Annotated in this window: 10 protein-coding genes; 7 read left to right on the top strand and 3 right to left on the bottom strand. The window is 63.5% G+C overall.

Going from position 1 to position 12934, the window contains the following annotated elements; genetic code table 11:
- Window positions 1–20 precede the first annotated feature (20 nt).
- Together glgA and glgX are read left to right on the top strand one after the other, a co-directional pair.
- Complete coding sequence (gene glgA / locus VVT58_RS05425) at window positions 21–1463, top strand: glycogen synthase GlgA (protein WP_327754696.1); 1443 nt, start codon at window positions 21–23, stop codon at window positions 1461–1463.
- Window positions 1460–3340, top strand: coding sequence for a glycogen debranching protein GlgX (glgX, locus tag VVT58_RS05420; RefSeq protein ID WP_327754622.1), 1881 nt, complete (start codon window positions 1460–1462; stop codon window positions 3338–3340). The genes glgA and glgX overlap by 4 nt, the downstream gene beginning before the upstream one ends.
- Here the strand turns inward: glgX and VVT58_RS05415 are convergent.
- From VVT58_RS05415 to VVT58_RS05405, 3 genes are read right to left on the bottom strand one after another with little or no spacing between them, the layout of a single operon-like run.
- A complete protein-coding gene (locus tag VVT58_RS05415) occupies window positions 3308–4495 on the bottom strand; it encodes a thiolase family protein (RefSeq protein ID WP_327754623.1) in 1188 nt (395 codons plus the stop codon). The two genes, glgX and VVT58_RS05415, sit on opposite strands and share 33 nt — an antisense overlap.
- Before the next feature lie 2 nt (window positions 4496–4497).
- Complete coding sequence (locus VVT58_RS05410) at window positions 4498–4926, bottom strand: Zn-ribbon domain-containing OB-fold protein (protein WP_327754624.1); 429 nt, start codon at window positions 4924–4926, stop codon at window positions 4498–4500.
- Window positions 4927–4932: 6 nt separating this feature from the next.
- Window positions 4933–5703, bottom strand: coding sequence for an enoyl-CoA hydratase/isomerase family protein (locus tag VVT58_RS05405; RefSeq protein WP_327754625.1), 771 nt, complete (start codon window positions 5701–5703; stop codon window positions 4933–4935).
- Between the two features lie 174 nt (window positions 5704–5877).
- On the opposite strand from VVT58_RS05405, the gene VVT58_RS05400 reads away from it, so the two are divergent.
- From VVT58_RS05400 to VVT58_RS05380, 5 genes are all read left to right on the top strand, one after another.
- Window positions 5878–7926, top strand: coding sequence for a PQQ-dependent dehydrogenase, methanol/ethanol family (locus tag VVT58_RS05400; RefSeq protein WP_327754626.1), 2049 nt, complete (start codon window positions 5878–5880; stop codon window positions 7924–7926).
- Window positions 7927–8064: 138 nt separating this feature from the next.
- The gene (locus tag VVT58_RS05395) at window positions 8065–8799 is read left to right on the top strand and encodes a TetR/AcrR family transcriptional regulator (protein ID WP_327754627.1); all 735 of its coding nucleotides are present in this window, start codon (window positions 8065–8067) and stop codon (window positions 8797–8799) included.
- A gap of 99 nt (window positions 8800–8898) precedes the next feature.
- Complete coding sequence (locus tag VVT58_RS05390; protein WP_327754628.1) at window positions 8899–9708, top strand: enoyl-CoA hydratase/isomerase family protein; 810 nt, start codon at window positions 8899–8901, stop codon at window positions 9706–9708.
- Window positions 9709–9723: 15 nt separating this feature from the next.
- Window positions 9724–10377: a flavin reductase family protein gene (locus VVT58_RS05385; protein ID WP_327754629.1), complete on the top strand. Its 654-nt coding sequence runs from the start codon at window positions 9724–9726 to the stop codon at window positions 10375–10377.
- Between the two features lie 150 nt (window positions 10378–10527).
- Window positions 10528–12924 carry a CoA transferase gene (locus VVT58_RS05380; RefSeq protein WP_327754630.1) on the top strand — a complete coding sequence of 799 codons (2397 nt, stop codon included), beginning with the start codon at window positions 10528–10530 and terminating at the stop codon, window positions 12922–12924.
- Window positions 12925–12934 lie beyond the last annotated feature (10 nt).

Raw genomic sequence — 12934 nt, 5'->3', positions numbered from 1 at the left:
TCTTGAGCAAGACGGCTTCGATGCAGGTGCTTTCGGTCGCGTCCGAAATCTATCCGCTGATCAAGACCGGGGGGCTGGCCGATGTGGCGGGAGCCTTGCCTGGCGCGCTGGCCGGACATGGCATTGCGGTGCGGACGCTGGTGCCGGGCTATCCCTCCATCCTCTCGCGGCTGGGCAAGGCGAAGGTGCTGCGGCGCTATGATGCGCTGTTCGGCGCGTCTGCCGCCGTTCTTGCCGCCAAGCTGGGCGATCTCGACCTGCTGGTGCTGGACGCGCCGGATTTCTTTGCGCGGGAAGGCGGGCCTTATGGCGATCCCGGCGGCGGCGAATGGAGCGACAATTGGAAACGCTTTGCCGCTCTGTCCCGCGCAGGCGCGGATATCGCGGCCGATGGGGTGAAGGGCTGGCGGCCCGATCTGGTCCATGCGCATGACTGGCAGGGGGCGATGACCGCCGCCTATATGCGCTTCGGTCCGGCTTATGCCGTGCCCAAGGTGGTGACGATCCACAATTTGGCCTTTCAGGGTCGTTTCGGCGCGGATGTCTTCCCCCATCTCGGCCTTCCTCCCGAAGCCTGGGGCGTCGACGGGGTCGAATATTATGGCGGCACGGGCTATTTGAAGGCGGGGCTCATCTCCGCCGACGCGATTACCACCGTCAGCCCCACCTATGCCGATGAAATCCGCTCGCCGGTGCATGGCATGGGGCTGGATGGGCTGATCAACGGACGTGCGGACCGGCTGCACGGCATATTGAACGGCGTCGATACCGCCATCTGGAACCCCGCCGCCGATCCGCTGATCGTGAAGCCCTTCAGCGCGCGAGCATTGGGAGGACGCAGCGCAAATCGCCGGGCGCTGGAAACGGGCTTGGGCCTCGACCGCGACGATGCGCCGATCTTTATCATCGTCAGCCGCCTGACCTGGCAAAAAGGCATGGACATGGTGATGGGCGCGATCGACCATCTTGTGGAACTGGGCGGCAAGCTGGCCGTGCTGGGGTCGGGCGATCATCCGTTGGAGGGCGCTTTTCTGGCCGCCGCGGACCGGCATCGCGGCCGGGTGGGGGCGCAGATCGGCTATGACGAGCCGCTGTCCCATTTGATGCAGGCTGGCGCCGACGCCATATTGATCCCGTCTCGCTTCGAACCCTGCGGGCTGACGCAGCTTTACGGGCTGCGTTATGGCTGCGTGCCGGTGGTGGCGCGGGTCGGCGGGTTGGCCGACACGGTGATCGACGCCAATGAGGCCGCCGTCAGCGCGGGTGTCGCGACAGGCATCGTCTTTCCGCCGTCCGATCCGCTGGCGCTGCACGGCGCGATCGCCCGGACCATCCGGCTTCATGCGCACAAGCCGGACTGGCAGGCGATGCAGCGTGCGGGGATGCGCGCCGACTTTTCCTGGACCCACAGCGCGGCGCGCTATGCGGAGCTGTTCCGCACATTGCTCCGGAACGCGCCATGAGTCCAAGGGCGCTCGGCCCGGACATTCATGGGTTGGGAACCCGTTTTCGCGTCCATTCGCCCGATGCCGAACGGCTCTGGCTGTGCCTGTTCGATGCCGATGATAGCGAGACGCGCCTGCCGATGGCGCGGGATGGGGAGGGCGTCTGGTCCATCGATGCGCCGGGCGTGGGTGAGGGCGCGCGCTACGGCTTCCGCGCTGACGGGACTTATGATCCAGTCCCAGGACTGTGGTTCGATCCCGACAAGTTGCTGCTCGATCCCTATGCAACGGAAATCGACCGGGCGTTCGTCTACGATCCGGTTCTCGCCGCGCAGCGGGGGAGGGGCATCGATACCGCGCCGCTTGTGCCCAAGGGAGTTGTGAGGCCGCCGCTTCCGCCGGTAGCCCTTGCGCAGCCCTTATTTCGTCGCGGCGGCCTGATCTACGAAGTGCAGGTCCGTGGCTTTACCATGCTGCACCCCGACATTCCGCAAGAGCAGCGAGGGACGATTGCCGCACTCGGTCATCCCGCCGTGATCGATCATCTGCGTCGCCTGCATGTATCCGCGATCGAACTGATGCCGATCAACGCCTGGATCGATGAACGGCATCTGGGGCCGCTTGGGCTGCACAACGCATGGGGTTATAATCCGGTCAGCTATTTCGCGCTCGATCCCCGGCTCGCGCCCGCCGGCATGGCGGAACTGCGCGCCGCTGTGGAGGCGTTGCACGCGGCGGGGATCGGGGTGATCCTCGACATGGTCTATAATCATGACGGGGAAAGCGATGCGCTGGGGCCGACGCTGTCGCTGCGCGGCCTCGATGCGCGCAGCTATTTCCGGCATGAATCCGATGGTCGCCTGATCAACGATACCGGCACGGGGAACAGCATCGACTGCAATCATACTGTCGCACAGCGGCTCATCCTGGATTCGCTGCGTCATTTCGTCAGAGCGGCGGGCGTTGACGGCTTTCGCTTCGATCTCGCGCCAGCGCTGGGACGTTTGCCGGCCGGTTTCGATCCGCGGGCGCCATTGCTGGAAGCGATAGGAGCCGATCCGCTATTGGCCGACCGCATCCTGATCGCGGAGCCGTGGGACATCGGTCCCGGCGGCTATCAGCTTGGTCATTTCGGGGAACGCTGGCTGGAATGGAATGACCGTTACCGCGACGATATACGGCGCTTCTGGCGAGGGGATCGCGGTACGCTTGGCGCTCTGGCGACGCGGCTCTCCGGATCGTCGGATATCTTCCGTGGCGGTCCAGCCACGCGCACCGTCAATTTCCTGGCGGCCCATGACGGTTTTACTCTGGCGGACCTCACCGCCTATGAACACAGGCATAATGAAGCCAATGGCGAGCAGAATCGCGACGGCCATGGCGAGAATTTCAGTTGGAACAACGGCGTCGAAGGGGTGAGCGACGACACGGCAGTTCAGGCCGCGCGGCGCCGGGATATCAAGGCGTTGCTCGGCACGCTGTTCTGCTCGCGCGGCACGATCATGCTGACGGCAGGCGATGAGTTCGGGCGTACGCAGCAGGGCAACAACAATGCCTATGCGCAGGATAATGCGACAGGCTGGGTCGACTGGTCGGGGCGTGATCGGGAGATCGAGGCGCATGCCTTTGCCCTTGCCAGACTGCGGTCATCACAGCCGGACTTCAACGCCACCAACTGGCTGTCCGAAGCGGATGTCGAGTGGCTTGATGAGCAGGGCCAGCCCCTGACCGTCGCGCAATGGGAAGATCCCGACCGGCGCTGCCTGGCGATGCGGTTCCGGCAGTCGGGGTTCACCATATTCATCAACGGCGACGATCAAGTCCGTCACTTCGGCACGGTTCAGGTGCCCGCCAGAACGATCCTACCCATCCCTGCTGAACAGGAAGGCGGTTGATTTCGCCAGTCCGTTGGAGATCGTCGCCAATGACCGCACCGCGCCCGGCACCTGCCGCTCGCCTGCACGGTCCGTCACTTGCGCCACCGCTTCGGCAAGCTGCGTCATGCCATGCAGCCGCCCTTCGCCCAGCGCTCCGCCGCCAGTGTTGATCGGCAGCCTGCCCCCCAGATCGCCATGCCCTTCGCGCAGGAACGCCAGTCCCTCGCCGTCCCGGCAAAAGCCCATGCCCTCCAGCCAGGTCAGCACGAGCACGCTGAAGCCGTCATATAGCTGCGCATTGTCCACATCCATCGGGGACAGGCCGGTTGTGTCCCACAGCCGCCGCGCAACATCTTTCGCGCCGTCCCGCATATCCTCAAGATTCATCGGCGTGCCTCCTGCGCCCTGATGGGCGGAGGCCGCAAAGCCGGTGAGCAAAGCAGGCGGCTGGCGCAGATGGCGCGCCCGTTCCGTAGACGTCAGGATCAGCGCGCAACAACCATCGACGGGAATGTCGCAATCGAGGATGGACATGGGATCGGCAATCATGCGGGCGCCGAGATAATCCTCAGCCGTGATGATCTTGCCCCGCCAATAGGCATGGGGGTTAAGCTGCGCATTGGCGCGGTTGTTGGCGATATAATGGGCAAAATCCGCCCGGCTATAACCATAAAGCTCGAAATAGCGGCGCAGCACCACCGCTGCCCAAGCGGGTGGCATGCTGAATCCATAGGGTGCCAGATATTGGTCGATCCCCACCGCCTGCTTCGACTCGAAATTGACGTAGCGGCCGTCGGGCACATGCAGCGCGCGATAGACCAGCACATGGTCGCAAAGTCCGCCGATGATCGCCAGCGCCCCGTCGATCAGGCTCTGCGTCACCATGCCGTTGGTCGATCCGATCCACTGGACGCCCGAAGTCACGCCCAACAGGCCCGCCAGATACCAGGGCGTCACGACGTCGATCCCTTCATCCACGCCCTTCTTGCCGCCATAGCGCGGCATGGACGGCGAAGTCGCGATGCCGTCAAGATCGCTTCGTTGCAGCCCGGCATCGGTCAGCGCTGCGTCACAGGCCTCCAGCGTCAGCGCCGCCAGGGTCCGGTCCGACCGCCGCTCCAGCTTGCTGTAGCCGAGCCCGGCGACCGCTACCTTGTCCCGATAATCCCACATGGTCAGCGCCTCGCCGGGCCGAACTGCACCAGCGTGCAGTCGTTCGTCACATCCTCGAACCGCGCTTCAAGGGGCAGGCCGATGCGCAGATCGTCGGGCGCGATGCCGATGAGGTTGCTGCTCATCAGCAGGCGCGTCTGCTCATCCAGTTCCACCACCGCCAGGATCACCGGCAGCCGGTCGCGAAAGCCGGGAGAGGGTGGATCGTGCAGCACCGTCCAGCTATGCAATGTTGCGTGCCCGGAAACCGGCGTGAAATGCAACTCGCCCCCGCCACAGGCCCGACAGGCGATTTCGGCCGGATAGGCCAGCCGACCGCAGGCGTCGCATCTCTGCATATGCAATTCATGGCGCCGCGCTGCCGCCCAAAAGGGTTCCGACAGCAGATCGGGCAGGGGCAACGGGCGTTGCGGGGAAGTTGTTTCCGGCATCGCAGTTCACAATCCCTGGAAATGGGGCGGGCGCTTTTCCCGCGCGGCGGATATGCCTTCCAGATGGTCCTGGGTCGTGGCCAGCAGCGGCTGCATGGCGAATTCCAGTTCCAGATACTGGTCCAGCGGAAGGGCTTGCGCAGCCTCGAACTGTCGTTTGGCCATGCCGATCGCCAATGTCGGCCCCTGCGCCAGCGATCCCGCCAATTCCAGCGCCCGTGCCATCAGCGCGTCACTCTCGACCAGTTCCAGCACCAGCCCCAGCCGCAGGGCTTCCTGCGCGTCGATCATGCGGGCGGAATAGACGATTTCCTTCGCCCGCATCGGCCCGACCAGCCGGCTGAGCTGCCACACCGCTCCCGCATCGGGCACATAGCCGATCCGCCCGAAGCTCTGGCAGAAGCGGGCTCGCGGGGTGGCGATGGCGATGTCGCAGGCCAGTGCCAGGCTCCAGCCCGCGCCGACGCAGGCGCCATCGATCGCCGCGATCACCGGCTTGCGGATGCCGCCGACCGCTTTCACCATCCGGTGCAGCCAGCGCATCCGGCGCAGGAAAGCCGCCGTGCTCTGATGGCCCATGTCGCCGGTATCCGCGCCCGAGCAGAATTGCCCGTTCGCGCCCGTCAGGATGATGGCGCGAACCGCGTCGTCTTCCGCCAATTCTTCGAAAATGCGCCAGATTTCCTCGCGCATTGCCATGGTGAAGGCATTGGCTCGCCCCGGCTGATCGAGCGTGACGATGCCGACGCGTCCCTGGCTTTCGACCCGGACGGTCATATTGTGGCCCTGCGCTTCACGGCCCTGCTCCCAAAATTTATCTTCGGTGCAATATTAAATCCGCAAAGCGTTGCGCTGTCAATTGAGGAGACGCGTTGACAAGTGCATAATATTGCACGATGGTGCAATAAAAGGCTGCGTCGCGACGCGCCCCGAAGAAAGAGGATGCGATCCATGAAGGCAAGATTTTCGGCGCTCGCGGCGGGGGCCGCGGTTCTGGCGCTCTCCACCGCCGTCATCTCCCGTTCGGCGGAAAGCGCGGGCCCGGCTGCGACGAACTGGTCCAGCTTTGGCGGCGACGACAAGGAACAGCATTACAGCCCGCTCGCGCAAGTCACCGAAGCGAATGTCGGAAAGCTCGGGCTTGCCTGGTCCTATGATGTCGATAGCTATGACAGCTATACTCAGCCATTGGCGGTCAATGGCGTCATTTATTTCGCTGTGGGGCTGAGCGTCGTCCATGCGGTCGATGCGCGCACCGGCAAGCTTCTGTGGCAATATGATCCCGATGTGGCGAGCCAGCCCGAGGCCAAATGGCGGATGCGCGCCGGTTGGGGCACGCGGGGCATCGCGTACAAGGACGGCACCATCTTCACCGCCACGCGCGAAGGCCGCCTGATCGCCGTCGACGCGAAGACCGGCAAGCCGCGCTGGTCGGTCAAGACACTCGACGAGGCCGAGGGCGCCTATATCACCGGCCCGCCATGGGTCGCTGGCGACAAGGTGGTGATCGGCTTTGGCGGCGCGGATTACAGCCCGACGCGCGGCTATGTCACCGCCTATGATATCAAGACGGGCAAGAAGGCCTGGCGCTGGTATGTCGTGCCCGGCGATCCGGCCAAGGGCTTCGAGAACAAGGCGATGGAGGCCGCAGCCAAGACCTGGAACGGCGAATGGTGGAAATGGGGCGGCGGCGGATCGGTATGGCACGCCATGGCCTATGACACCAAATATGACCGGATCTACATCGGCACCGGCAACGGCTTTCCGTGGAACATCAAGATCCGCAGCCCCGGTGGCGGCGACAATCTCTATCTCTCCTCCATCGTCGCGCTGGACGTGAAGACCGGCGAATATGTCTGGCACTATCAGGTGAACCCTGAAAACAGCCATGACTGGAACGACGCGATGGATATCGAGCTGGCCGACATCATGATCGGCGGCAAGATGCGGTCGGTGCTGATGCATGCCCCGAAGAACGGCTTTTTCTACGCGATCGACCGGGAGACCGGCAAATTCATCCAGGCGGGCGAGTTCGGCAAGCAGAATTGGGCGAAGCGGATCGATCCGGTGACGGGACGGCCGGACATTAATCCGGACGCGCAATATCCCGACGGCAAGCCGTTCATGATGTATCCCTTCCCCAATGGCGCGCACGGCATTCAGGCCATGTCGTTCAGCCCGAAGACCGGCTACAGCTACATCCCGGTGATGGAAGGGGGCCGCGTCTTCGTCGATCCGGCAAATATCAAGGACTGGAAATATAAGCCCGGCATGATGGTGAATACGGGCCTGGGCGCGCCGCCGGCCAATATGGTTCCCCCGGTCGCGACCAGCAAGCTCGTCGCCTACGACGTCGCCAACAACAAGATCGCCTGGTCCGTGCCCCAGCCCGGCGTGTTCAATGGCGGCACTTTGGCGACGGCGGGCAATCTGGTGTTCCAGGGCACCAATGACGGCACGTTCAACGCCTTTTCCGCGAAGACGGGGCGCAAGCTCTGGTCCTATCCGGCGCAGAACGGCATTCTTTCCGCGCCGATCAGCTATTCGGTCGGCGGCAAGCAATATGTCTCGGTCATCACCGGGTTCCGCAGCAGTTTCCCCAATAAGCCGAACTGGGATTATCGCCAGCAGCAGCGTCGGCTGCTGACCTTCACCATCGGCGGCGTGAAAAAGCTGCCGAAGGTCGATTCGGTGGACGAACCGATCCAGGATGATCCGGCCTTTGTGGTGGATGCCGACAAGGCGAAGATCGGCGCGGGCATCTATAATAGTAGCTGCGTCATCTGCCATGGCTCGGGCATGATGGCGGGCGGCGCTGCGCCGGATTTGCGCAAATCGGGCGTGCCGCTGGACGCCGAAACCTTCAAGTCGGTGGTGCATGACGGCGCGCTGATGGCGCGGGGCATGGGCTCCTTCGGCCAGTTGACCGACGCGGAGCTGGAAGGGCTGCGTCACTATATCCGCCAGCGCGCGCGGGAAACCGCGCCCAAGGGCAAGTGATGGAAGATCCGCGGCCCGCTATCCTCCCGGTGGGTGGAACGGGGCTTTCTGCGTCAAGGGAAGGATAAATTGGCACGTTCATGCAATCCCGCTATGATCCCGACATATGGGATGAGAGTGAAATGAAGGCGATTGACTTTGGCGAGTAAAGCGAACGAAGAATTGAAGGAGAGCGGCGAGCGGCCCCAGACTTATTCCAGTCCGGCCATCATCGAGCGCCGCCGCCGAATATTGGAGGAAACCCGCAAGGTTATCGCTGAACAGGGTATCGCCGCGCTCAGCATGAACGAGATCGGCCAGCGCGCAGGCGTGGCCAAGCGCACGCTCTATAATGCGTTCCAGACGCGGGAGCGGATGATCGCTTCGGCCATTCAGGAATATTTCGACGAATATGTGAGCCGCATCGCCTATTCCAGCGAGCCCGGCACGATGCAGCATAATCTGGAGCGCATGATCTCCGTCGTGCAGCGCAACCGCAAGATTCGCAACTATATCAAGGCGATCATGGCGCTCTATTTCAGCTCCGACGTCGATCATGACATCTGGGCAGCGATGCACTCGCCTGCGGTTCACCATAACCGCCAGTGGATCGAGGTGCTGGTGGCGAAGAAGCAGCTCCAGCCCTGGGTCGAGGTCGACAAGCTGGTCGAGGATCTGGTGCGCTTCGAATATGCCACGATCAACGACTGGGCGCAGGGGCGCATTCCGGACGACGAAGTCATCGTGCGGCTGGTGAGCAGCTACCTGACCAGCCTGCTCGGCGCGTTGAAGGGCGCGGCGCGCAAGGAAGTGGAGGGGCTGATCAAGGACATTGCCGAACGCGGCATGGACGCCTTGCCCGCTACCCAACGTCCCAAGGCAGTTGAGGTGTGAATTTGCACATGGATGCAAATTTACTTGAAGAGGGACGCCCGGTCGGCTAGTTCAGTTCCCGCACTTGAAGCGAAGGTGCGGGAATGGAGAGCGAGAGAGATGAACGCGGTAAGCGAAGCCCCCGAATTGCTGTTCGATCTGAACGACCGGGGGATCGCGCATATCATCCTCAACCGGCCCCACGCAAAGAACACCGTGTCCTTCGCGATGTGGGAGCAATTTTCCGCCGCGCTCGATGTGCTGGAAAATGGGCCTCCTGCCCGGCTGCTGATCATCAGCGGAGCGGAGGGCTATTTCTCCAATGGCGGCGATGTGAAGCTGCCTCCTGCAAGGGGAGAGGGCGCGCTCGCGCTGGCGGCGCGCCTCGAAATGGGGCAGCGGATCATCAGCCGGGTTCGCGCCTTGCCGATTCCCACGGTTGCGGCGGTGGAGGGAGGCGCCTTTGGCGTGTCGTGGAGCCTCACCATGGCGTGCGACATGATTTTCGCGGCGGACAATGCGCGTTTCGGGGCGCCATTTCTGGAGTTCGGTCTGGTGCCCGATGGCGGCGCGGCCTGGTTCCTGACGAAGCAACTGGGCCGGGCGCGGGCAGCCGAAATCATTTTTTCAGGCCGGACGCTGGATGCCGCGGAGGCGCTGTCGCTCGGCCTTGTAAGCCGGGTGGTGACGCCGGGCACGGCGGTGGATGAGGCCATGGCGCTGGGAGAGGCGATCGGTGACGGCAACCGTCACGCGGTTGAACTGACCAAGCGGCTGCTCCAGCAGGCGGAGAGCGGCGATCTGGCGACGACCCATGCGCTGGAGCTGGTCTATTGCCACACATGCCAGGCGGGTGAGGAAGTGCCCCGCGCACGCGAACGCTTCAAGGCCCGTGCCGCTGCGAAAGCAGCCGCCAAGGCAGCGCAATAAGGGGAGGTCCGGCCCATGCAGTTCGACATGCGCGAGCTTCCGATGGTCACGCGGTACAAGATCGTCAATTCGACGATCACGCCACGCCCCATTGCCTGGATCACCAGCCAGTCGGCGGACGGCATCCTCAACGCCGCGCCCTACAGCTTCTTCAACTGCGTCGGCACGGAACCGCCGCTGGTGGTGCTGGGCCTGCTCAAGGAACCGGCCTCGCGTGGCCTGAAGAACACCGCCTCCAACATCATCGCGACCGGCGAGTTCGTCGTGAACCTCGTCTGCGAGGCGGATGCCGAAAAGATGAACCTGTGCAGCGTCGATGCGCCCGCCGATGTCAGCGAGATAGACTATGCAGGCATCGAAACGGCGCCTTCGGTGGTCGTCGCGCCCCCCCGCATCGCCTCCAGCCCGGTCAGCTTCGAATGTCGCAAGGTCGCCGCGATGGATATCGGCGCGCTCCAGACCGTGGTGATCGGCGAAATATTGATGGCCCATATCCGCGACGAATTCATCAGCGATAGGGAACGGGTCTATTTCGACACGCCCGCCATGAAGCTGATCGGCCGCACCCACGGCAGCGGCTGGTATGTCCGCAACAGCGACAGTTTCCAGATGGAGCGGCCCCGCTACGATCCCTCGCGCCTGACGGGCAAGGACAAGGCGGCTGAATGAATTTGAACCTATGGTGCAAAATTACTTGCACTTGGGGTCAAACTGGTGTTCTTTACACCGAAGAGCATTTTTCGGTCCGCCGAAAGAAGCGGCGCCACAACGATAATTCCCGAAAAGGAAGCGGGCCTCGCCCGTCATAGGAGTGATGAGATGCCCGGTCCCCTGGATCATCTGACCGTCATTGAACTGGCGGATCAAATGCCTGTCGCCATTGCCGCCATGCTGCTTGCCGACCATGGCGCCGACGTGCTGAAGGTGGAGCCCAAGGGCGGCGCCTTCTTCGCCCATGATCTGAGCCGCAAGGCCTGGGACCGCTCGAAGCGCAGCGTCGAACTCGATGTGCGCGAGGCGGAGGGGCTGCAATCGCTGCGAGACCTGCTGGAAGGGGCGGACATCTTCATCCACGCGCTTGAGGAAAAGGACGCCGCAGCGCTTGGCCTGGATGGCGAGAGCCTTGCCCGGGATTTCCCCGAACTGGTCGTCTGCGCGCTGACTGCCTATGGCGCGGACACGCCTTTTGCCGGTCGGCCGCATGGGGAATCGCTGGCCGCCGCGCTGCTGGGGACGATGATCGATCGGTCCAGTAGCTTCCGTCCCGGACCGGTCTATCTCGGCCATCCGGCGCTGCATTATGGGCAGGCCTTTCTGGGCGTGATCGGCGCTCTTTCGGCTGTGCGTGCCCGCCGCCATATCGGCCACGGGCAGCGGGTCGAGGCGTCGCTGCTGGATGCCATGATCGCCCAATCCCCGATGAACAATTGGTGGCAGGAAGAGGGCATCAGCTACATCAAGGCTGGCGATTCCGGCGCTGTGGATCGCTTCGGGAAAACCCGTCTTGCCACTGGCATGTTCGAATGCGGCGACGGCCTTTTCCTTCAGATGCACACCGGCGGGCAGGGCGGCTTCAAAGCAGCGATGGATGTGCTGGGCTTTGGCGACCGCATCCAGACCGTAACCGCGCCGGAGATGTCGGTGCCGCTTACCGACGACGAATATCAAATCGCCCGCGTCGAGATTTTCGACGCCTTTAAGACCAAGCCGCGCGCCGAATGGATTTCGCTCTTCCAGGCGGCGGACGTGGCGGCGTTGCCGGTGCTGGAACCGGCAGAAGTGCTGCTCGACGATCAGGTGGAATTTGTCGGCCAGCGCATTTCGATGCCGGACAAGGATTTCGGCACCATCTATCAGGCCGCGCCTGCCGTGCGCATGACCAATGCCCCTTGCGCCGCACCCCGGCCCGCGCCGGAAGTGGGGGCAGACAATGCCGCGTTGGCTGACCTGATCGCTCGCCGCCGCGCTGCGCTCGCCGCCGATGGAAAGCCGCTCGGCCGACCGCTCGAAGGTATTAAGGTGGTGGACTTCTCCTCCTTCTTCGCGGTCGGTTATGGCGGCCGTCTTTTGTCCGATCTGGGCGCGGACGTCATCAAGGTGGAAACTCCCGGCGGCGACCAGATGCGCCCGCTGCCCGACTGTTTCGACGCGGCGCAGCGCGGCAAGCGCGATATCGTCCTCAATCTTAAAGACCCCGAAGCGCTGGAGGCGGCGCTGAAACTGGTGGCGACGGCGGATGTTGTCACACACAACCTGCGCCCCGGCAAGGCCGACAAGCTCGGCATCGGCTATGAGGCGCTGTCGAAGCTCAACCCGCGCCTCATTTATGTCTATCTGCCCGGCTATGGCTCCAAGGGGCCGAAGTCGCTGCTCAAGAGCTTCGCGCCCTTGGTGTCGGGCTGGACCGGCCTGCTCTATGAAGGCGGCGGCGCAGGCAATCCGCCGACCCGCGCGGTCTTCGGCAATGAGGATTATAATAATGGCTTCCTCGGCGCGGCGGGCATTTTGATGGGCCTCGAACATCGCTCCGTCTCCGGCAAGGGCGACTATATGGAGATTCCGCAGCTCCATTCGAGCCTGTGGACGACCTCCGAACATTTCCTCGATGCCCACAAAAAGGTCGTTTACGGCTTCCGGCTGGACAAGGAACAGGCGGGCTTCAACGCGCTCGACCGGATTTACCGGACCAGCGATGGTTGGCTCTGCATATCCTGCCGGTCGGACGAGCGTTTCGCAGCGCTCGCCAAGGCGGTCGGGCAGGAGCAATGGTTGAGCGATCCCCGCTTCGCCACGGCGCGCGACCGTTCGGCCAACGACGTGGTGCTGCTGGAGGCGCTCAAGCCCTGGTTCGCGGACAAGAGCAGCGCAGATTCCCACGCGCTTCTCGAAGCCGCCGGAGCGCCCAGTGAAATCGCTCGCGAAACGAGCTGGGTGCGCGAGGCGCTGTGGCAGGATTGGGCGACGACAAGCAACCGGGTGATCGAGAATTTCGACTCCATGTACGGCCATGTCCGCCAGTTCGGCAGCTTCATCCATTTCAGCCGCACACCCAGCTTCGCCAAGGGTTCCGCACCGCGCTTGGGCGAGCATACAAGGCAGATATTGGGCGAGATCGGCTATTCGGACAGTGAGATCGACGCCCTGATCGAAAGCCGCAAGGCGATGCAGGCAGCGGACGTCACAGGCCGTATCCAATCCCGCGTTTCGGCCGCCTGACAGAATAGAC

The organism is Sphingobium sp. SJ10-10, assembly GCF_036038995.2.
GTDB lineage: Bacteria > Pseudomonadota > Alphaproteobacteria > Sphingomonadales > Sphingomonadaceae > Sphingobium.
Note: the sequence above shows the minus strand (reverse complement) of the source record. Positions and strands in the feature narration are given on the sequence as shown.

Bases quoted from the DNA above. Each gene is read 5' to 3' on its own strand.
- VVT58_RS05415 (WP_327754623.1), bottom strand. From the start codon at position 4,495: ATGTGGGATTATCGGGACAAGGTAGCGGTCGCCGGGCTCGGCTACAGC.
- VVT58_RS05400 (WP_327754626.1), top strand. From the start codon at position 5,878: ATGAAGGCAAGATTTTCGGCGCTCGCGGCGGGGGCCGCGGTTCTGGCG.
- VVT58_RS05380 (WP_327754630.1), top strand. From the start codon at position 10,528: ATGCCCGGTCCCCTGGATCATCTGACCGTCATTGAACTGGCGGATCAA.
- VVT58_RS05390 (WP_327754628.1), top strand. From the start codon at position 8,899: ATGAACGCGGTAAGCGAAGCCCCCGAATTGCTGTTCGATCTGAACGAC.
- VVT58_RS05385 (WP_327754629.1), top strand. From the start codon at position 9,724: ATGCAGTTCGACATGCGCGAGCTTCCGATGGTCACGCGGTACAAGATC.
- glgA (WP_327754696.1), top strand. From the start codon at position 21: ATGCAGGTGCTTTCGGTCGCGTCCGAAATCTATCCGCTGATCAAGACC.
- glgX (WP_327754622.1), top strand. From the start codon at position 1,460: ATGAGTCCAAGGGCGCTCGGCCCGGACATTCATGGGTTGGGAACCCGT.
- VVT58_RS05410 (WP_327754624.1), bottom strand. From the start codon at position 4,926: ATGCCGGAAACAACTTCCCCGCAACGCCCGTTGCCCCTGCCCGATCTG.
- VVT58_RS05405 (WP_327754625.1), bottom strand. From the start codon at position 5,703: ATGACCGTCCGGGTCGAAAGCCAGGGACGCGTCGGCATCGTCACGCTC.